General features: G+C 71.5%; 15 protein-coding genes and 1 other RNA gene. 14 read left to right on the top strand and 2 right to left on the bottom strand.

Annotated elements, in window-relative coordinates; genetic code table 11:
- Positions 1-73: 73 nt before the first annotated feature.
- The 3 genes from ACH4RG_RS17320 to ACH4RG_RS17310 all read left to right on the top strand — a co-directional run bounded on the left by ACH4RG_RS17320 (position 74) and on the right by ACH4RG_RS17310 (position 3,767).
- Positions 74-1,318, top strand: a complete 1,245-nt coding sequence (locus tag ACH4RG_RS17320) for a serine/threonine-protein kinase (protein WP_397917162.1) — start codon at positions 74-76, stop codon at positions 1,316-1,318.
- Between the two features lie 137 nt (positions 1,319-1,455).
- Positions 1,456-2,562: a peptide chain release factor 2 gene (prfB, locus tag ACH4RG_RS17315; protein ID WP_073800932.1), complete on the top strand. Its 1,107-nt coding sequence runs from the start codon at positions 1,456-1,458 to the stop codon at positions 2,560-2,562.
- Between the two features lie 329 nt (positions 2,563-2,891).
- The gene (locus ACH4RG_RS17310) at positions 2,892-3,767 is read left to right on the top strand and encodes an LPXTG cell wall anchor domain-containing protein (RefSeq protein ID WP_398539758.1); all 876 of its coding nucleotides are present in this window, start codon (positions 2,892-2,894) and stop codon (positions 3,765-3,767) included.
- A gap of 215 nt (positions 3,768-3,982) precedes the next feature.
- Here the strand turns inward: ACH4RG_RS17310 and ACH4RG_RS17305 are convergent, their stop codons facing one another.
- On the bottom strand, positions 3,983-4,183 hold the full coding sequence (locus ACH4RG_RS17305; RefSeq protein ID WP_003968786.1) for a hypothetical protein: 201 nt from the start codon (positions 4,181-4,183) through the stop codon (positions 3,983-3,985).
- A 259-nt stretch (positions 4,184-4,442) separates the two neighbouring features.
- Here ACH4RG_RS17305 and ftsE point away from each other — a divergent pair, with 259 nt between their 5' ends.
- The 5 genes from ftsE to ssrA all read left to right on the top strand — a co-directional run bounded on the left by ftsE (position 4,443) and on the right by ssrA (position 8,374).
- Positions 4,443-5,132, top strand: a complete 690-nt coding sequence (ftsE, locus tag ACH4RG_RS17300; protein ID WP_003968787.1) for a cell division ATP-binding protein FtsE — start codon at positions 4,443-4,445, stop codon at positions 5,130-5,132.
- Between the two features lie 54 nt (positions 5,133-5,186).
- Complete coding sequence (gene ftsX, locus ACH4RG_RS17295; protein WP_007448304.1) at positions 5,187-6,104, top strand: permease-like cell division protein FtsX; 918 nt, start codon at positions 5,187-5,189, stop codon at positions 6,102-6,104.
- Between the two features lie 68 nt (positions 6,105-6,172).
- Positions 6,173-7,360, top strand: a complete 1,188-nt coding sequence (locus ACH4RG_RS17290) for a S41 family peptidase (RefSeq protein WP_397917160.1) — start codon at positions 6,173-6,175, stop codon at positions 7,358-7,360.
- 18 nt (positions 7,361-7,378) lie between these two features.
- The gene (gene smpB, locus ACH4RG_RS17285; protein WP_397917159.1) at positions 7,379-7,867 is read left to right on the top strand and encodes an SsrA-binding protein SmpB; all 489 of its coding nucleotides are present in this window, start codon (positions 7,379-7,381) and stop codon (positions 7,865-7,867) included.
- A gap of 119 nt (positions 7,868-7,986) precedes the next feature.
- Positions 7,987-8,374: a transfer-messenger RNA gene (ssrA, locus tag ACH4RG_RS17280) on the top strand.
- 87 nt (positions 8,375-8,461) lie between these two features.
- Here ssrA and ACH4RG_RS17275 read toward each other — a convergent pair.
- Complete coding sequence (locus ACH4RG_RS17275) at positions 8,462-9,832, bottom strand: MFS transporter (protein ID WP_398539757.1); 1,371 nt, start codon at positions 9,830-9,832, stop codon at positions 8,462-8,464.
- 279 nt (positions 9,833-10,111) lie between these two features.
- On the opposite strand from ACH4RG_RS17275, the gene ACH4RG_RS17270 reads away from it, so the two are divergent.
- The 6 genes from ACH4RG_RS17270 (at position 10,112) to ACH4RG_RS17245 (ending at position 18,123) form a co-directional block, all read left to right on the top strand.
- A complete protein-coding gene (locus ACH4RG_RS17270) occupies positions 10,112-11,083 on the top strand; it encodes a LysR family transcriptional regulator (RefSeq protein ID WP_398539756.1) in 972 nt (323 codons plus the stop codon).
- A gap of 161 nt (positions 11,084-11,244) precedes the next feature.
- Complete coding sequence (locus tag ACH4RG_RS17265) at positions 11,245-11,943, top strand: hypothetical protein (protein WP_397917156.1); 699 nt, start codon at positions 11,245-11,247, stop codon at positions 11,941-11,943.
- Positions 11,944-14,163 (top strand): glycosyltransferase, encoded by a 2,220-nt coding sequence (locus ACH4RG_RS17260; protein WP_397917155.1) that lies wholly within the window; start codon positions 11,944-11,946, stop codon positions 14,161-14,163.
- Complete coding sequence (locus ACH4RG_RS17255; protein WP_397917154.1) at positions 14,160-15,329, top strand: acyltransferase family protein; 1,170 nt, start codon at positions 14,160-14,162, stop codon at positions 15,327-15,329. Before ACH4RG_RS17260 ends, ACH4RG_RS17255 begins: the two co-directional genes overlap by 4 nt.
- 156 nt (positions 15,330-15,485) lie before the next feature.
- Entirely contained in the window at positions 15,486-16,817 is a 1,332-nt protein-coding gene (locus ACH4RG_RS17250; protein WP_397917153.1) for a nitrate/nitrite transporter, read from the top strand.
- Between the two features lie 163 nt (positions 16,818-16,980).
- On the top strand, positions 16,981-18,123 hold the full coding sequence (locus ACH4RG_RS17245; RefSeq protein ID WP_397917152.1) for a uroporphyrinogen-III synthase: 1,143 nt from the start codon (positions 16,981-16,983) through the stop codon (positions 18,121-18,123).
- Positions 18,124-18,217: the final 94 nt, after the last annotated feature.

The following is an 18,217-nucleotide window of genomic DNA, read 5'->3' as shown; positions in this document are numbered from 1 at the left end:
GGGCACGTGACACCCCGAACGCCGCGTAGCTTTGTCGGCCGGGGGTCCACCGCCAGCCGCTGAGGGAGCAGTCTTGGCACGGAATATCGGCAGCCGGTACACGGCCCACCAGATCCTGGGGCGCGGCAGCGCCGGCACGGTATGGCTCGGCGAAGGGCCCGAGGGCCCGGTCGCCATCAAGCTGCTCCGTGAGGACCTCGCGTCCGACCAGGAGCTCGTGGGCCGCTTCGTGCAGGAGCGCACAGCCCTGCTCGGACTCGTCCACCCGCACGTGGTCGCCGTCCGGGACCTCGTCGTGGACGGCAACGACCTGGCCCTGGTCATGACCCTCGTCCGCGGCACCGACCTGCGCACCCGCCTCGACCGCGAACGCCGCCTCGCACCCGAGGCCGCCGTCGCGATCATCGCGGACGTCGCCGACGGCCTCGCCGCCGCGCACAAGGCTCACGTGGTCCACCGGGACGTCAAGCCGGAGAACATCCTGCTCGACATGGAGGGCCCGCTCGGCCCCGGCGGCGCGCACCCGGCCCTGCTCACCGACTTCGGCGTCGCCAAGCTGATCGACACCCCGCGCCGCACCAAGGCCACGAAGATCATCGGTACGCCGGACTACCTGGCCCCCGAGATCGTCGAGGGTCTCCCGCCCCGCGCCGCCGTCGACATCTACGCCCTGGCGACCGTGCTCTACGAGCTGCTCGCCGGATTCACGCCCTTCGGCGGCGGCCACCCCGGCGCGGTCCTGCGCCGCCACGTCACCGAGACCGTCGTCCCGCTCCCCGGCATCCCCGAGGAGCTCTGGCAGCTCCTGGTCCAGTGCCTGGCCAAGGCCCCCGCCTCCCGGCTGCGCGCCTCGGAGCTTGCCGTACGGCTGCGCGACCTGCTGCCCCTGCTGGCGGGGATACCCCCGCTGGAGGTGGACGAGCCGGGCCCGGAGGAGAGCGACCAGCAGCCCGCCGCCTACGACGAGCAGCAGTACACCCCGGCCGCCGAGGAGCCCCGCCGCCGCGGCGCGGTCCCCCTGGTGCCCGGCTCCGCCCCCGACTCCAACCGGGACACCCACACGAGCATGCGCGTCCCCGCCCCGGACGAACTGGCGGGCGGCCCCCTCGGGACGGCCCGCGCCCCCCGCGCCCCGGGACGGCCCCGGCCCGGCTCCGCCCGCAACAAGTCGGCGGCCGTCCGCAAGCGCCGCATCACCCTCGGTGTCGCCGCCCTCGCCGTCTGCGCGGCCGTCGTGGTCGGCGGCCTGCTGTCCGGCGGCGACGACGGGGATCCGGCGCCCCGGGACAGCGAGAACTCGGCGCCGGCGACCCCGTAGCAGAGGTCGGAAGCTCCCTGGGGCAGAGGTCGGAAGCCCCCTGGCAGAGGCGCCGGGAACCCTCGCCCCGGCCCGGGTCCGGCAACCGGTTTCCGGGCGAGGGCAAGCTTCATCCGCCCAGCCGTTACGCTGGACCCGTGGCAGTCGTCGATATTTCCGAAGAGCTGAAGTCCCTCTCCTCGACCATGGGGTCGATCGAGGCCGTCCTGGACCTGGATGCGCTGAGGGCGGACATCGCCGCGCTCGAGGAGCAGGCTGCGGCGCCGTCCCTGTGGGACGACCCGGAGGCGGCCCAGAAAATCACCAGCAAGCTTTCCCACCTCCAGGCCGAGGTCCGCAAGGCCGAGACCCTGCGCGGCCGCATCGACGACCTCGAAGTCCTCTTCGAGCTCGCCGCGGACGAGGGCGACGCCGACGCCCAGGCGGAGGCCGAGGCCGAGCTGGAGTCGGTGAAGAAGGCGCTGGACGAGATGGAGGTCCGCACGCTCCTCTCCGGCGAGTACGACGCGCGCGAGGCCCTGGTGACCATCCGGGCCGAGGCCGGCGGCGTCGACGCCGCCGACTTCGCCGAGAAGCTCCAGCGCATGTACATCCGCTGGGCCGAGCGGCACAACTACAAGACCGAGGTCTACGAGACCGCCTACGCGGAAGAGGCCGGCATCAAGTCGACCACCTTCGCCGTCCAGGTCCCGTACGCCTACGGCACGCTCTCCGTCGAGCAGGGCACCCACCGCCTGGTCCGCATCTCGCCCTTCGACAACCAGGGCCGCCGCCAGACGTCCTTCGCGGGCGTCGAGGTGCTCCCGGTCGTCGAGCAGACCGACCACATCGAGATCGACGAGTCCGAGCTGCGCGTGGACGTGTACCGCTCCTCGGGCCCCGGCGGACAGGGCGTCAACACCACGGACTCCGCGGTCCGTCTGACCCACCTGCCCACCGGCATCGTCGTCTCCTGCCAGAACGAGCGCTCCCAGATCCAGAACAAGGCGTCCGCGATGAACGTCCTCCAGGCGAAGCTTCTTGAGCGCCGCCGCCAGGAGGAGCAGGCGAAGATGAACGCGCTCAAGGGCGACGGTGGCAACTCCTGGGGCAACCAGATGCGTTCGTACGTCCTGCACCCGTACCAGATGGTCAAGGACCTGCGTACGGAGTTCGAGATGGGCAACCCCGAAGCGGTCTTCAACGGCGAGATCGACGGCTTCGTCGAAGCGGGCATCCGCTGGCGCAAGCAGAGCGAGAAGTAGCCTCGGTGGTACGGAGATTGGGCCTGGACAGGCGACTGTCCGGGCCCTCCTCCGTTGCGGAGGACCTGTGCCCGACGCGTCACAGTCCGGCTTCCGAATAACCGTCAAGAACCCCCATATGGGTGCCTAGTGCACGGAACGGCCTTGACGTAGTCCTTAACTCTGGCCAGGGTGCTAGAGCAGCATGCGTATCTCTGGGACGGGTGTGAACCGGGGGGCTGGCGGGGTGACCACGACACGACGTGGCCTTGCCGAGGCGATTCCCCGCAGGGCCCCGACCCGCATATGGCTGCTCCAATGACGAGATCGGCTACTGGGGGTAGCAACACATGACGAAGAAGACGCGTATTCGCGTCGCGCGGATCGCCGCCGGCGCGGTTATCGCCGCGGGTGCCTCGCTGACCGCGGCCGGTGCGGCGCAGGCGATCGGTATCGGCGTCGACACCGGCGTCGCCGATGTCGAGGTCCAGACGGGCCTGCTGGAGGGCGCCACCGAGGGTAACGAGAACCCGATCGGCGGCGCCGACGTCGGCGGTGGCGACCAGGGCGGTGCCGAGGGTGCCGTTGAGGGTGGCGACCAGGGCGGTGCCGAGGGTGCCGTTGAGGGTGGCGACCAGGGCGGTGCCGAGGGTGCCGTTGAGGGTGGCGACCAGGGCGGCGTTGAAGGTGCCGTTGAGGGTGGCGACCAGGGCGGCGTTGAAGGTGCCGTTGAGGGTGGCGACCAGGGCGGCTCCAGCAACAACGGTGGCTCGGGCAACAACGGCGGCTCCGGTAACAACGGTGGCTCCGGTAACAACGGTGGCTCCGGTAACAACGGCGGCTCCGGTAACAACGGCGGCTCGGGCAACAACGGCGGCGGCGGCGACCAGGGTGGCACCAGCACCTCCGGCGGCTCCTCCAGCGGCGGCTCCTCCTCCGGCGGCTCGACGTCCGGCGGCGGTTCCGCGACCGGCGGCGGGTCCACCACCGGTGGCGACGACGCCGGCTGCACCGTCGACCTCGACGGCGCCGAGTGCACCGACAACACGGACACCGACAGCGTCGGCAACAAGCCGGTCGAGCAGAGCAAGGGCAAGGAAGAGCTCGCCGAGACCGGTGCGGCCGAGACGACCTTCCTGGTCATCGGCGCCGCGACGATGATCGCGGGCGGCATCGGCTTCCGTATCCTGCCCCGCCTGGTCGGCGGCGGTCGCACGGTCGCCTAGTCCCGTAACGGGCCGTGGTGGACCGTACGGGCGCGTAGAGGGCGCAGGTCCGGTCGCGGCCACGACACGACACGGCATGAAGAAGGGCCCGGGAGCGCGTACGGCGCCTCCCGGGCCCTTCTTCGCGCCCGAACCGCTCAGGCGGTCGTACGCCTACGTCTGTCGGCCCCGGAGGGGCTATGAGGGGCGACCCCGGAGGGGCGTGCGCGGCCGGATCAGGCCGCTTGGTGCGCCAGCAGCGCGAGCGCGGTCAGCAGCACCACCATCAGGGCGATCAGCATGGCCGGGCTCATCCCGGCCAGCGGGCCCTGGCCCTGCTCCTCCAGCATCTGCTGCCGCACGGCACGGCAGACACGGCAACGGCCCTCGCTGACGGGGGACGCGCAGTTCGCGCACACCAGTCGGTCATAGGTCATGCGCATTCCTCCTCCCGCGCGGCGGAGCCGCTTACCTGCTTCTCTCCGCACAACGCTCACGGAAACGCAACCGTTCCCCCCACCACTGTGCCAGCTCGCGACGATTTCGGCGCGGCCCGCCGGACAAGGTCCGGCGCGACCCGTTTCGTTCCAGGCGCCGATCCGCCACAAAACGCCCATTGACGGACGCCGTCTGCACGCGTGAGCCCGGTTCGCGTATGGTCACGCTCACCTACTCCCGGCCGACCGTGGTGCATCCGTGATCCGATTCGACAACGTCTCCAAGACCTACCCGAAGCAGACCCGACCGGCTCTGCGCGATGTCTCGTTGGACATCGAGAAGGGTGAGTTCGTCTTCCTGGTGGGGTCCTCCGGCTCCGGCAAGTCGACCTTCATGCGACTGATCCTGCGCGAGGAGCGCGCCAGCACGGGCATGGTCCATGTGCTCGGCAAGGACCTCGCACGGCTGTCCAACTGGAAGGTGCCGCAGATGCGCCGCCAGCTGGGGACGGTCTTCCAGGACTTCCGCCTCCTGCCGAACAAGACGGTCGCGGAGAACGTGGCCTTCGCGCAGGAGGTCATCGGCAAGCCCCGCGGCGAGATCCGCAAGGCCGTGCCCCAGGTCCTCGACCTCGTCGGCCTCGGCGGCAAGGAGGAGCGGATGCCCGGTGAGCTCTCCGGTGGTGAACAGCAGCGCGTGGCCATCGCCCGCGCCTTCGTGAACCGCCCCATGCTGCTGATCGCGGACGAGCCGACCGGCAACCTCGACCCGCAGACCTCGGTGGGCATCATGAAGCTGCTGGACCGGATCAACCGGACCGGCACCACCGTGATCATGGCGACCCACGACCAGAACATCGTCGACCAGATGCGCAAGCGCGTCATCGAGCTCGAGCAGGGCCGTCTCGTACGCGACCAGGCACGCGGCGTCTACGGCTACCAGCACTGACCGAGGGGCTCCGGCCCTTCGTGCATTTCGAGCATCGAGTACTGAAAGGACGCCATGCGCGCCCAGTTCGTCCTGTCGGAGATCGGCGTCGGTCTCCGCCGCAACCTCACGATGACCTTCGCGGTCGTGGTCTCCGTCGCCCTCTCGCTCGCCCTGTTCGGCGGTGCGCTGCTGATGCGCGAGCAGGTCAGCACGATGAAGGACTACTGGTACGACAAGGTCAACGTCTCGATCTTCCTCTGCAACAAGAACGACGCCAAGGACATGCCCAAGTGCGCCAAGGGGGCTGTCACCAAGGAGCAGAAGGACCAGATCAAGGTCGACCTGGAGAAGATGGACGCCGTCGAGACGGTCCACTTCGAGACGGTCGACGAGGCGTACAAGCACTACCAGGAGCAGTTCGGCGACTCCCCGATGGCGGGCAACATCACGCCCGACCAGATGCAGGAGTCCTTCCGGGTCAAGCTGGACGACCCGCAGAAGTACAAGGTCGTCGCGACGGCCTTCGCCGGGCGGGACGGGGTGCAGTCCGTCCAGGACCAGCGGTCCATCCTGGACCAGCTCTTCGAGCTGATGAACGGCATGAACGCCGTCGCGGTCTACGTGATGATCCTGATGCTGGTCATCGCGCTGATCCTGATCGTCAACACCGTGCGCGTCTCCGCGTTCAGCCGGAGACGTGAGACGGGCATCATGCGCCTCGTGGGAGCCTCCGGCTTCTACATCCAGGCCCCCTTCATCATGGAGGCGGCCGTCGCCGGCCTGATCGGCGGCGTGCTGGCCTGCGCCATGCTGCTCGGCGGACGGTACTTCCTGATCGACGGTGGCCTCGCGCTCCAGGAGAAGCTGAACCTGATCAACTTCATCGGCTGGGACGCGGTCCTCACCAAGCTCCCGCTGGTGCTCGCGATCGGTCTGCTGATGCCCGCCGTCGCCGCTCTGTTCGCACTGCGCAAGTACCTGAAGGTGTGACATGTGCCCCCTGGGGCGCACGGGTGATCGCCCGTGCGCCCCAGGGGGCTTGTCCTAGACTCGGCGTCATGTCGGGTTGTTCGCACCGCTTCCGGCCCCGCGGCCTCCGCCGCGGGGCGGCCCTGACATTGGTCTTCGGGTGTGCTCTCGCCACCGCCGCCGCGACCGGTTCGCTGCCGCAGGACCCCGGTTCCGGCTCCGGTACGCAGACGCGTGCCGTCTCCTCCACCGTCGTGCCGGTCGACCGCGACGAGATCGAGGACGCAGCCGCCGAGGCCGCGGCGGACGGGAAGTCCGTGAAGGACGCCGCGGAGGAGGTCGTCAGCCGTAGTGGCGATCGCTGGGGCGCGGTCTACGACGAGCGGGAGTACGAGGAGTTCGAGCAGGCGCTGGACGGCTCCTACACCGGCGTCGGGCTCTCCGCCCGGCGCACCGACCGCGGTCACGTCACCGTGTCCCGCGTGCAGCCCGGCGGTCCCGCCGACCGGGCCGGCATCCGCGCCGGCGACCTGCTGCGCACCCTGGACGGCCGCGCGGTCGGCAAGCGCCCCGTCGCGGAGGTCGTCGCGTTGCTGCGCGGCGACGGTACGGGGGCGGCCGAGGGCAGCCGGGTGGAGCTCGGCCTGGTGCGGGAGGGCCGGGGCTGGACCGAGACCCTTCGGCGGGCCCGGCTGACCACCGAGGCGGTCACCGTGCGGCGGCTGGGGGCCGAACCGTCGTCGGCGGTGCTGATCAAGGTCGCCGCGTTCACCAAGGGCGCCGGGGCCGAGGTCCGGCAAGCGGTCCGTGAGGCTCCCGACGGAGCCGGGATACTGCTCGACCTGCGCGCCAACTCCGGCGGACTCGTCACCGAGGCCGTCGCCGCCGCCTCCGCCTTCCTGGACGGCGGCCTGGTCGCCACGTACGACGTACGCGGGGAGGAGCAGGCCCTGTACGCCGATCCGGGCGGTGACATGGACCGCCCGCTCGTCGTCCTGGTCGACGGCGGCACGATGAGCGCCGCCGAGTTGCTGACCGGTGCGCTCCAGGACCGGAGCCGCGCGGTCACCGTCGGCTCGCCCACCTTCGGCAAGGGCTCCGTGCAGATGCCCAGTGAGCTTCCGGGCGGTTCGGTGGCCGAGCTGACCGTCGGCCACTACCGCACGCCGACCGGCCGGAACGTCGACGGCAGGGGCATCACACCCGACCTCGTGGTGGGCGAGAGGGCCCAGCAGCGGGCCGAGACGGTATTGAGTGGCCTCGGGGGTGGGTCGTAGTGCGAAAATGACCGCACTATGGCGAAGGAAAAAGACACCGGGCGCAAGATGATCGCGCAGAACAAGAAGGCGCGGCACGACTACACGATCCTCGACACCTACGAGTGCGGCCTCGTCCTCATGGGTACGGAGGTCAAGTCCCTGCGCATGGGACGGGCCTCCCTGGTCGACGGCTTCGTCCAGATCGACGACCACGAGGCCTGGCTCCACAACATCCACGTACCCGAGTACGTCCAGGGCACCTGGACCAACCACACGGCCAAGCGGAAGCGGAAGTTGCTGCTGCACCGGGCCGAGATCGACAAGCTGGCGTCGAAGTCGCAGGAGAGCGGCCACACGATCGTGCCGCTCGCGCTGTACTTCAAGGACGGCCGGGTCAAGGTCGAGATCGCGCTGGCGAAGGGCAAGAAGGAGTACGACAAGCGGCAGACGCTGCGCGAGAAGCAGGACACGCGGGAGACGAACCGCGCCATCTCGGCGGCCCGCCGACGGCAGCGCAGCGCCTGAGCGGGGCCTGTCCCGGCGGGGGCGGCGACCGGGCGGGAATACAGTGGCATCGTCCGGCGTTGGTCACGTACGATGGGCCGTGCACCTCAGCGAAGGTGCGCGTTTTGAAAAATCAACATGGGGATGATCGGTTTCGACAGCGGATGTCGAAGCAGGGGAAGCGAGTCGAGGAAGCGGCAATGATCTCGTAAACCATATGTCGCAAACAATAATCGCCAATTCCAAGCGCGATTCCTCCGCCTTCGCCCTCGCTGCCTAATTAGCAGCTAAGCGAAGACTCTGCGGAGTGTCAGCCCGGGGGTGATCCCGACCCGGATCCTGGCATCAACTAGGGATCTAAACTTCTCGGCCCGGCCACGGGGCCGAGAAGGAAATCAAACAGTGGCTGGGCCTGTCGGAGGCTTGTTCGCGTGACCTCCGGGGCCGAGAAAAGCGCAGCGAACTGCACTCGGAGAAGCCCTGGTTCCGCACCGTTGGACGCGGGTTCGATTCCCGCCATCTCCACCACCCCATGTAAGTCTCCGCCCCGCGAGTTCACTCGCGGGGCGGAGGCTTTTTTCGTGCCCGGCGCCTGTCGTGCCCGCTCTTCGCTCGTCATACCGCACGGCTGCCTCGCCGCACCGCCGTCCCCGCGCCCGCGATGACCAGGGCGAGGGCCGCCGCGGACATCGGGGCCGCGTAGCCGGTGACGGTGCCCGCGTGCTCGACCAGCCAGCCGCCGGCCGCCGCCCCGGCCGCGATCCCGCCCAGCAGCGCGGTCACCGCGAGCGTCATCCCCTCGTTCAACTGCTCCGGGCGCGTGGACTGCTGGACCAGCGTCATGCCCGTGACCATCGTCGGCGCGGTCGCCGCCCCCGCCACCAGCAGGCAGAGCGCCAGGACCGGCAGGGAGGCGGAGCCGGTGGCGGCCAGCAGCGGCAGGGACATCAGCACCGTCATCCCGGCCAGGCACAGCAGCAGCCTGAGGCGGACGTTCCGGGCGGGCCGCAGCGAACCGTAGACCAGGCCCGCCGCGCAGGACCCGGCCGCCTGGAGCGCCAGGACGGCGCCCCCGGCATGCGCGATGGAGACCACCTCCAGCGCCCCGAACACCGCCCCCGTGGCGAGGAAGACCGCCAGCAGCGCGGGCACCCCCGGCGTCCGCAGGGGCGAGGCCACGGCCGTCGTGCGGGGGGTGACGGGCGGTTGCGTGGCGCGCTGGGCGGCGAAGACCAGGACGCCGCTCATCAGCAGCACCGCCCCCACCAGGGTGCCCGCCTCCGGGAACAGCGCACCGCAGAGCGTCGCGGCGAGCACCGGGCCCAGCATGAAGCACAGCTCGTCGGCGGCCTGCTCGAAGGAGTTCGCGGTGTGCAGGGCCGCCGGGTCGCCCCGGTGCAGATGCGCCCAGCGGGCCCGCGACATCCCGCCGGTGTTCGGGGTCGTGGCCGTCGCGGCGTACGCGCCGAACAGCGTCCAGGCCGGGGCCCCGTAGTGCACGCAGAGGACCAGGGCCAGGGACCCCAGCACGGCGAGCGCGGTGGCGGGCACCGCGACGCGCGCCTGGCCGAAGCGGTCCACGAGCCGGGCGGTGAAGGGCGCGACGACCGCCGTCGCGGCCAACCCGGTCGCGGTGACGGCCCCGGCCAGGGCGTACGAACCCCGGGACCCGGCGATCATGATGACCGCGCTGACGCTGAACATCCCCATCGGCAGCCGGGCGATCAGGTTGCCCGCCGTGAACGCCCGCGCCCCGGGCGTGGCCAGCAGCCGGAGGTACGGGTTGGACGACCGTCGGCGCCCCGCGCTCCCGGTCCGCCCAGCGCCTCCGGCCCTCCCGGGTACGGAGCGCGGGGCCGCGACCAGCTGACCGCCGGAGACGGTGAGCAGGGGAGCGGACGGCGGTCCGGCGGCCCGGTCCGGGCGGGTGGCGGGGACGGGCCGGGGAGCGGCGAGCCGGCGCGAGGACGGGCCGGGCCCGGGCATGACGGCGTGTCGGGACGCGGCCGGCCGGGGAACGGTCTCCGGGTGAGGAACGGGCTCCCGTCGGGGAGCGGACAACGGGTGAGGAACGGACTCCGGTCGGGGAGCGGACTCCGAGGGAGGAACGGACTCCTGGTGAGGAACGGACTCCTGGCGGGCGGTGGCGGGCGATATCGGCATACGGCCAGGCTGACCGTGGGGCGCCGCCCGGGTCCAACACCTTCTCCGCGCCGATTCACGCGCCTGTGTTGTGAATAGCGTCCCGCGCTGTAGATTCGCGCTGTGCCTCCCCCCGACATCGACCCCCGTCTCCTGCGCGCCTTCCTCGCCGTCGCCGACGAACTGCACTTCACCCGGGCCGCCGCCCGCCTCTTCGTCGCGCAGCAGGCGCTGAGCCGGGACATCCGGCGGCTGGAGCGCGAGCTGGGCGCCGAGCTGTTCGTCCGTACGACCCGGCAGGTCGGGCTCACCCCGGAGGGGGAACGTCTGCTTCCGTACGCCCGCCAGGTGCTCGACGCGCACGCCGAACTTGTCGGGGCCTTCAGCGGTGCGCCCGCCCGGCCGCTGCTCGTCGACCTGAACAGCGACGGCGCGACCGCGGCCCGGGTGCTGGAGCGCGCCCGCGAACTGCTGCCGGAGTGCGAGCTGATGGCCCGGTTCGAGTCGGGCCTCACCTGGGCCGCCGGTGAGATCCTGGCCGGCCGGCTCGACGCCTCCTTCGGCCGGGCCGCCGGCCTGGCCCCCGCGGTGCGCGCGGGACTTTCCGTGCACCCCGTGCGGTACGAGCCGATGGCCCTGATGCTCCCCGTCTCCCATCCCCTCGCCGCGCGGGAGGTCGTCACCCTGGCCGAGCTGGCCGGCGAGACCGTCTACGCGGGGGCCGGCAATGAGCGGACACGGGAGTGGACGGACCTCGCCACCCTGCTGTTCGCCGAGTGGGGCGTCACCATGGCCCCACCCGTTCCGCTCGCCGTGGGCGTGGCTGAATTTCAGCGGGTCATGTCGAAGGGGGGACACCCCGTGCTCGCCGTCGTCGACTTCCCGGCGCTGCCGGGAACGGTGCTGCGCCCGCTCGTCGACCCGGTTCCGCTTTCGCCGCTGGCGCTGGTCTGGCGCAAGGGTCTGAACCACCCCGGCGTAGACGCGTTGCGTAGCGCTGCTGACCAGTTGGCCCTTGCTGAAGGGTGGATGATCCGCCCGCCCGGATCGTGGCTTCCCGAGGGGGATCGGTCACTGATGCGCAACCATTCCTGATCAACTCCGTTCAGGGGCACTTGGGCGTCAACGTCGTGCGCTACATTCATCGTCCGGGTGCGGGAAGACCGGGTTCGTGGACGGGTGGGGGCCCAGTCCAACAGTAAAGAACCAGTCAATTCTCATGCACCTGATTCTTGAGTGGGGGATGGGCTGCACTTGTGGACAATTGGCGCGAAGGTCAGAGAACCGGGCACACGCATGAGCCCGACGACGCGACGATCCAGCTCGACGGGCTGGGCCGTCAGCTCGCCGAACTGCCCGGCGAACCCGCCCCACCGGACGGCACCGACGGCCCCGTGTTCGTGGACGAGAGCGGCCGCCGCGGCAAGACCTTCCGACGCCTCGGCTGGGTCCTGGCCTCGGTCTGCGTCGCCTACGCCGTGACGCTGGTCCTCGCCCTCCTCGGCGGCAACTCCAGCGCCCCCTGGCTGCCCCTGTCCGAGGCCGGGGAGAAGGCGGAGGCGGAGCAGGCCGAGGAGGCCCCCGCGCCCGCCGACACCGCCGGCGGCCCGTCCGGCGACGCCCCGCCGGAGCCCGGTCCCAGCGCCGTGGGCCCCGCGGCGACCGAGGAGTCCGGCACGCTCCGCGACGCGACCCCGTCGGCCACCTCCGTACGGGTGCCCGCCGGATCGGCCGGGGGCCCCTCCGCGTCCGTCACCGCCGGCCCGTCCCGTTCCTCCGGGGCGGGCGGCGCGGACGGTGCGGACGGCGGCACGGAACCGGGCCCCACGGCCTCGACCGCCGAACCACCGGTCGACCCCTCACCACCGTCCCCCGAGCCGGAGCCGTCCGTCCCGACGACGACCCCTCCCGCCGAGACTCCCGGCCAGCCGGTGCAAGAAGAGAGCGCCCCGTAGATGAACTCCCCCGCCACGCGGGGCGGGAACGGCAGACCGAGGAGAGCACCACGCGGCCGGAGCCGGTACAGGCTCCCCCTGCGCTACCTCCTGCCGACGACGTTCCTCGTCGCCCTGCTCGCGATGCTGATGTTGCGCGGATACGTGCACAACGAGATCCTCGCCGACCACCGGGTCCACGGCGCCGACCGCACCACCCAGGTGCCCGACGACGTCCTCTCCGGCGGTCCCGTCATCGACGCCCGCTCCGGTGACGCCAAGACCCTGCGCGTGCCCGACCGCCGGATCGTCCTGACCTTCGACGACGGCCCGGACCCGGTCTGGACGCCGAAGGTGCTCGACAAGCTGAAGGAGTACGACGCCCACGGCGTCTTCTTCGTCACCGGCAACATGGCCGCCCGGTACCCCGGGCTGGTCGAGCGGATGGTCGCCGAGGGGCACGAGATCGGGCTGCACACCTTCAACCACCCCGACCTCTCCCACCAGTCCACCGCGCGCGTCGACTGGGAGCTGTCGCAGAACCAGCTGGCGCTGGCGGGCGCGGCGGGCATCCGCACCTCGCTCTTCCGTCCGCCGTACTCCTCCTTCTCGTACGCCATGGACAACACGTCCTGGCCCGTCACGGAGTACATCGGCAGCCGCGGCTATCTCACCGTCGTCAACGACACCGACAGCGAGGACTGGAAGCGCCCGGGGGTACGCGCCATCGTCGAGCGGGCCACGCCGAAGGACGGCAAGGGCGCGATCATCCTGATGCACGACTCGGGCGGCGACCGCTCGCAGACCGTGGCCGCGCTCGACACCCTGCTGCCGGACCTCAAGGAGCGGGGCTACACCTTCACCCGTCTCACCACCGCCCTCGACGCCCCCAGCGCGCACACCCCGGTCACCGGGTTCGCGCTGTGGAAGGGCAAGGCGTTCGTCGCCGCCGTCGCCGTGTCCGAGCGGATCACCGGCGTCCTGGTCGTCGGCCTCGCCGTCATCGGCGTCCTGGTCCTGGCCCGCTTCGGGCTGATGCTGCTGCTCTCCTTCCTGCACGCGCGCAAGGTCCGCCGCAGGAGCTTCAGCTGGGGCCCGCCCGTCACCCGCCCGGTCTCCGTCCTCGTCCCCGCGTACAACGAAAGCGCGTGCATCGAGGCGACCGTGCGCTCCCTGGCCGCCAGTGAGCACAGAATCGAGATCATCGTCATCGACGACGGCTCGACCGACGGCACCGCCGACCTCGTCGAGGCGATGCGGCTGCCCCGCGTACGGGTCGTGCGCCAGCGGAACGCGGGCAAACCCGCGGCCCTCAACAACGGCATCCGGCATGCCCGTTACGACATCGTCGTGATGATGGACGGCGACACGGTCTTTGAACCGTCCACCGTCCGTGAGCTGGTCCAGCCCTTCGGGGACCCCCGGGTCGGAGCCGTCGCGGGCAACGCCAAGGTCGGCAACCGTGACTCCCTCATCGGCGCCTGGCAGCACATCGAGTACGTGATGGGCTTCAACCTGGACCGCCGGATGTACGACGTCCTGGGCTGCATGCCCACCATCCCCGGGGCCGTCGGCGCGTTCCGCCGCGAGGCCCTGGACCGGGTCGGCGGAATGAGCGAGGACACCCTCGCCGAGGACACCGACGTCACCATGGCCCTGCACCGGGACGGCTGGCGCGTCGTCTACGCGGAGAACGCCCGCGCCTGGACCGAGGCCCCGGAGTCCGTGCAGCAGCTGTGGTCGCAGCGCTACCGGTGGAGTTACGGCACCATGCAGGCCATCTGGAAGCACCGCCGCGCGGTCGTCGAACGCGGGCCGTCGGGCCGCTTCGGACGGGTCGGGCTGCCGTTCGTCTCCCTCTTCATGGTGCTCGCCCCGCTGCTGGCCCCCCTGATCGACGTGTTCCTGCTGTACGGGCTGGTCTTTGGCCCCACCGGCAAGACCGTCGCCGCGTGGTTCGGCGTCCTGGTCGTCCAGGCGGTCTGCGCCGCCTACGCGTTCCGGCTGGACAAGGAGCGCATGACGCACCTGATCTCGCTGCCGCTCCAGCAGATCCTCTACCGCCAGCTCATGTACGTCGTCCTGCTCCAGTCCTGGATCACCGCGCTCACCGGCGGCCGGCTGCGCTGGCAGAAGCTGCGCCGCACGGGCGCGGTGGAGGCTCCCGGCGGCACGTCCGGCCGGCACCCGCAGGGACCCGGGGACGCCGCCGGAGCTGTGGACCGGAGGCCGTACGTATGACCGCCCCGCCCCTGCCCAGGACCGTCGGCCCGGACATCGGGGTCCCGCCGCCCGCGCCCGTGAAGCCCGTCCGCGACCGGTACTTCGACCTGCTGCGGGCCCTCGCCCTCTTCCGCGTGGTCCTCTACCACCTGACCGGCTGGGCCTGGCTGCCCGTCGTCTTCCCCTCGATGGGCGTCATGTTCGCCCTGGCCGGGACGCTGATGGCGCGCTCGCTGAAGCGGCCCGCCGTCCAGGTGATCCGGGGCCGGGTCCGCCGGCTCCTGCCACCGCTGTGGCTGCTCGGCGCGATCGGCGTCACCGGCATGGCCGCCCAGGGCTGGGGCCCGGACGCCGAGGGCCACCCCGGCTGGTGGTGGCAACACCTGCTGTACTGGGTGCTGCCGCTCAGCGATCCGCCGTACGCGTACGACGTGGCGGGCATCGACGGATTCCTCGGCGGGGGCTGGCCCGAGGAGCTGGCCGGGCCGCTCTGGTACATCCGGGCCTACCTGTGGTTCGTCCTGTTCTCCCCGCTCATCCTGCGCGGCCTGCGCAGGCTGCCCTGGGCGACGCTGCTCGCGCCGCTCGCCCTGGCCGTCGTCATGCGCCTGGAGCTGTTCTCCTCCACCGAACGCCTCGACTCCGCGATCACCGACTTCTCCACGTTCGGCGCCTGCTGGGTCCTCGGCATGGCCCACCAGGAAGGCGTCCTGAAACGGCTGCCCGCCTACGTCGTGCCGTCGATCGCGCCACTCCTCGCGGGCGCGGGGCTGTGGTGGGCGAGCCACGAGGGCTTCCGCAGCGGCTTCGACCTGGACTCCATCCCGCTCGCCCAGGCCCTGTGGTCCTTCGGCTGTGTCCTGCTCCTGCTGCACCTCAGCCCCACCTGGACCGAGTGGCCGAAGCGGCTGCGCGCCTTCGACCGGCCCATCACCCTGCTCAACTCGCGGGCGGTGACCGTCTACCTGTGGCACAACGTCTGCATCCTGGCCGCCGCCACGCTCTACGACCGGCTCTGGTCCGTCGACGCCCTCAGCGAGAACGTGCCCTGGCTGCTGGAGAGCTGGGTGCCCGTGCTGCTGATCGCCTGGGCCCTCATCGCGCTCTGCGTCCTCGCCTTCGGCTGGGCCGAGGACGTCGCCGCCAAGCGCCGGCCGCGGCTCTGGCCGGACGGCGGGCGGTAGCGGGCACCGCACCTCACCGGGCCGGGAGGGGCCCGGTGAGAGCAAGGTTGCCCACCGGTCACCTCACGGCACCACGCCGAAACGCGGGCTCCCTAGCGTCGGGACGACACCCCGAAGCGACGGGGACACCACCCCGACCCCCTGTGGAGGCGCGTGATGGCAGGCCGCTGGATCGAGACCTGGGAGCCGGAGGACGAGACGTTCTGGCGGGAGAAGGGCGAACGCGTCGCCCGCCGCAACCTGTGGTTCTCCGTGCTCTCCGAACACATCGGATTCTCCATCTGGACCCTCTGGTCGGTGATGGTCCTGTTCATGGGACCGGAGTACGGCATCGACCCGGCCGGGAAGTTCTTCCTCATCTCGACCGCCACCCTCGTCGGCGCCCTGGTGCGGGTGCCGTACACCTTCGCCGTCGCCCGGTTCGGCGGCCGCAACTGGACGATCTTCAGCGCGGTGAGCCTGCTCGTCCCGACCCTCGCCGCGTTCTGGGTGATGGAGCCCGGGACCTCGTACGCCACCTTCGTCGCGGTCGCGGCGCTCACCGGGATCGGCGGCGGCAACTTCGCCTCGTCGATGACCAACATCAACGCCTTCTTCCCGCTGCGCGAGAAGGGCTGGGCGCTCGGCCTGAACGCGGGCGGCGGCAACATCGGCGTCCCCGTCGTCCAGCTCGTCGGCCTGCTCGTCATCGGCACGCTGGGGGCCTCGCACCCCCGGATCGTCCTCGGCGTGTACCTCCCGCTGATCGTCCTGGCCGGCGTCTGCGCCGCCCTGTACATGGACAACCTCCGGCCCGTGAAGAACGACACCGGGGCCGCGCTGGAAGCCGTCCGCGACCCGCACACCTGGATCATGGCGGTCCTCTACATCGGCACCTTCGGCTCGTTCATCGGCTACAGCTTCGCCTTCGGCCTGGTGCTCCAGACCCAGTTCGGCCGGACCCCGCTCCAGGCCGCCTCGCTCACCTTCATCGGCCCGCTGCTGGGCTCCCTGATCCGGCCCGTCGGAGGCCGGCTCGCCGACCGGTACGGCGGCGCGCGCATCACCCTGGCCACCTTCGCCGCGATGGCCGCCGCCACCGGCGTCGTCATCCAGGCCTCGGGGAACGCCTCACTACCCGTCTTCCTCACCGGCTTCACCGCCCTGTTCGTCCTGACGGGCCTCGGCAACGGATCGACGTACAAGATGATCCCCGGCATCTTCCACGCCAAGGCCCTTGCCAAGGGGCTCGACGCGGAGGCCGCCGCCGCCCACGGACGACGGCTCTCCGGCGCGGCCATGGGACTCATCGGGGCCGTCGGCGCGCTCGGCGGCCTGGCCATCAACCTCGCCTTCCGCCAGTCCTTCCAGGCCACCGGCACCGGAACCGCGGCCTTCTGGTCCTTCCTCGCCTTCTACGGGGTGTGCACCACCCTCACCTGGGCGGTATACCTTCGCCGTCCCGCGCCCGTGCCCACACGGGGCCGGCTCGGCTACGCGGAGGTGTAGGCCCTGTCCGCCGGAGCGAGCACGGGACACCATGACGACATCCCGACGGCGTACGACGTAACGGCCGGGAAATACGGGGGAACCGAGCCTGTCACGCACCGTTGACAGTCTCGGGCCTTCGCACCTCGCGTACCAGCGGAACCACGGGAGCCGGGAACACGCCATGCAGGACGACGACACAACGCACGGCCCCCTCGCGGGCTTCACCGTCGGGGTGACCGCCGCCCGCCGCGCCGAGGAGCTCGCCACCCTCCTCGAACGCCGCGGGGCCGCCGTCCTGCACGCCCCCGCCCTGCGGATCGTGCAGCTCGCCGACGACAGCGAACTCCTCGCCGCCACCAGGCAGCTGATCCGCCACGCCCCCGACGTGGCGGTCGCCACCACCGCCATCGGTTTCCGCGGCTGGATCGAGGCGGCCGACGGCTGGGGCGTCGGCGACGCCCTGCTGAAGACGCTGAGCGGGGTCGAACTCCTCGCCCGGGGCCCCAAGGTCAAGGGCGCCGTCCGAGCCGCCGGGCTGACCGAGGCCTGGTCGCCCGGGTCCGAATCGATGGCCGAGGTCCTCGACCGGCTCCTCGCCGAAGGCGTCGCCGGCCGCCGGATCGCCCTCCAGCTGCACGGCGAACCGCTGCCCGGGTTCGTCGAGTCCCTGACGGCCGCGGGCGCCGACGTCGTCGTCGTCCCCGTCTACCGCTGGATGCCCCCGCAGGACATCGCTCCGCTCGACCGGATGCTCGACGTCACGGCCGCCCGGGGCCTGGACGCGATCACCTTCACCAGCGCCCCCGCCGCCGCCTCGTTCCTGGGCCGCGCCGAGACCCGCGGAGTGCTTCCGGAGATCCTCGGCGCCCTGCGGGACGACGTGCTGGTCGCCTGCGTCGGACCGGTCACCGCCCTCCCGCTCCAGGCCCGGGGCATCGACACCCTCCAGCCGGAACGTTTCCGGCTCGGCCCCCTCGTCCAGCTGATGTGCGCCCGGCTTCCGCTCGGCGCCCGCACCCTGCCCGTCGCCGGCCACCGGGTCGAGATCCGGGGCCACGCCGTCCTCGTCGACGACGAGCTGCGCGCGGTGCCGCCCGCGGGCATGGCCCTGCTGCACGCGCTGGCCCGCCGCCCCGGCTGGGTGGTGGCCCGCGCCGACCTGCTGCGGGTCCTGCCCGGCAGCGGCACCGACGAGCACGCGGTGGAGACCGCGATGGCCCGGCTGCGCACGGCGCTGGGCGTGCCCCGGCTGATCCAGACGGTCGTCAAGCGCGGCTACCGGCTGGCGCTGGACCCGTCGGCGGACACGAAGTACGACCGCTGAGCGGTCCGGTTCGTCGCGTACGGCCGTTGAGCGGCTCCGCGCGCCCGGATCGGCCGTTGAGCGGTCCGGTGCGTCGCGTACGGCCGTTGAGCGG

The sequence above is a fragment of the Streptomyces sp. NPDC021019 genome, assembly GCF_044333295.1.
Lineage (GTDB): Bacteria > Actinomycetota > Actinomycetes > Streptomycetales > Streptomycetaceae > Streptomyces.
This window is presented reverse-complemented; position numbering and strand designations above follow the sequence as displayed.

Bases quoted from the DNA above. Each gene is read 5' to 3' on its own strand.
- ACH4RG_RS17310 (WP_398539758.1), top strand. From the start codon at position 2,892: ATGACGAAGAAGACGCGTATTCGCGTCGCGCGGATCGCCGCCGGCGCG.
- ACH4RG_RS17305 (WP_003968786.1), bottom strand. From the start codon at position 4,183: ATGACCTATGACCGACTGGTGTGCGCGAACTGCGCGTCCCCCGTCAGC.
- ftsX (WP_007448304.1), top strand. From the start codon at position 5,187: ATGCGCGCCCAGTTCGTCCTGTCGGAGATCGGCGTCGGTCTCCGCCGC.
- ACH4RG_RS17290 (WP_397917160.1), top strand. From the start codon at position 6,173: ATGTCGGGTTGTTCGCACCGCTTCCGGCCCCGCGGCCTCCGCCGCGGG.
- smpB (WP_397917159.1), top strand. From the start codon at position 7,379: ATGGCGAAGGAAAAAGACACCGGGCGCAAGATGATCGCGCAGAACAAG.
- ACH4RG_RS17275 (WP_398539757.1), bottom strand. From the start codon at position 9,832: ATGCCCGGGCCCGGCCCGTCCTCGCGCCGGCTCGCCGCTCCCCGGCCC.
- ACH4RG_RS17260 (WP_397917155.1), top strand. From the start codon at position 11,944: ATGAACTCCCCCGCCACGCGGGGCGGGAACGGCAGACCGAGGAGAGCA.
- ACH4RG_RS17255 (WP_397917154.1), top strand. From the start codon at position 14,160: ATGACCGCCCCGCCCCTGCCCAGGACCGTCGGCCCGGACATCGGGGTC.
- ACH4RG_RS17250 (WP_397917153.1), top strand. From the start codon at position 15,486: ATGGCAGGCCGCTGGATCGAGACCTGGGAGCCGGAGGACGAGACGTTC.
- ACH4RG_RS17245 (WP_397917152.1), top strand. From the start codon at position 16,981: ATGCAGGACGACGACACAACGCACGGCCCCCTCGCGGGCTTCACCGTC.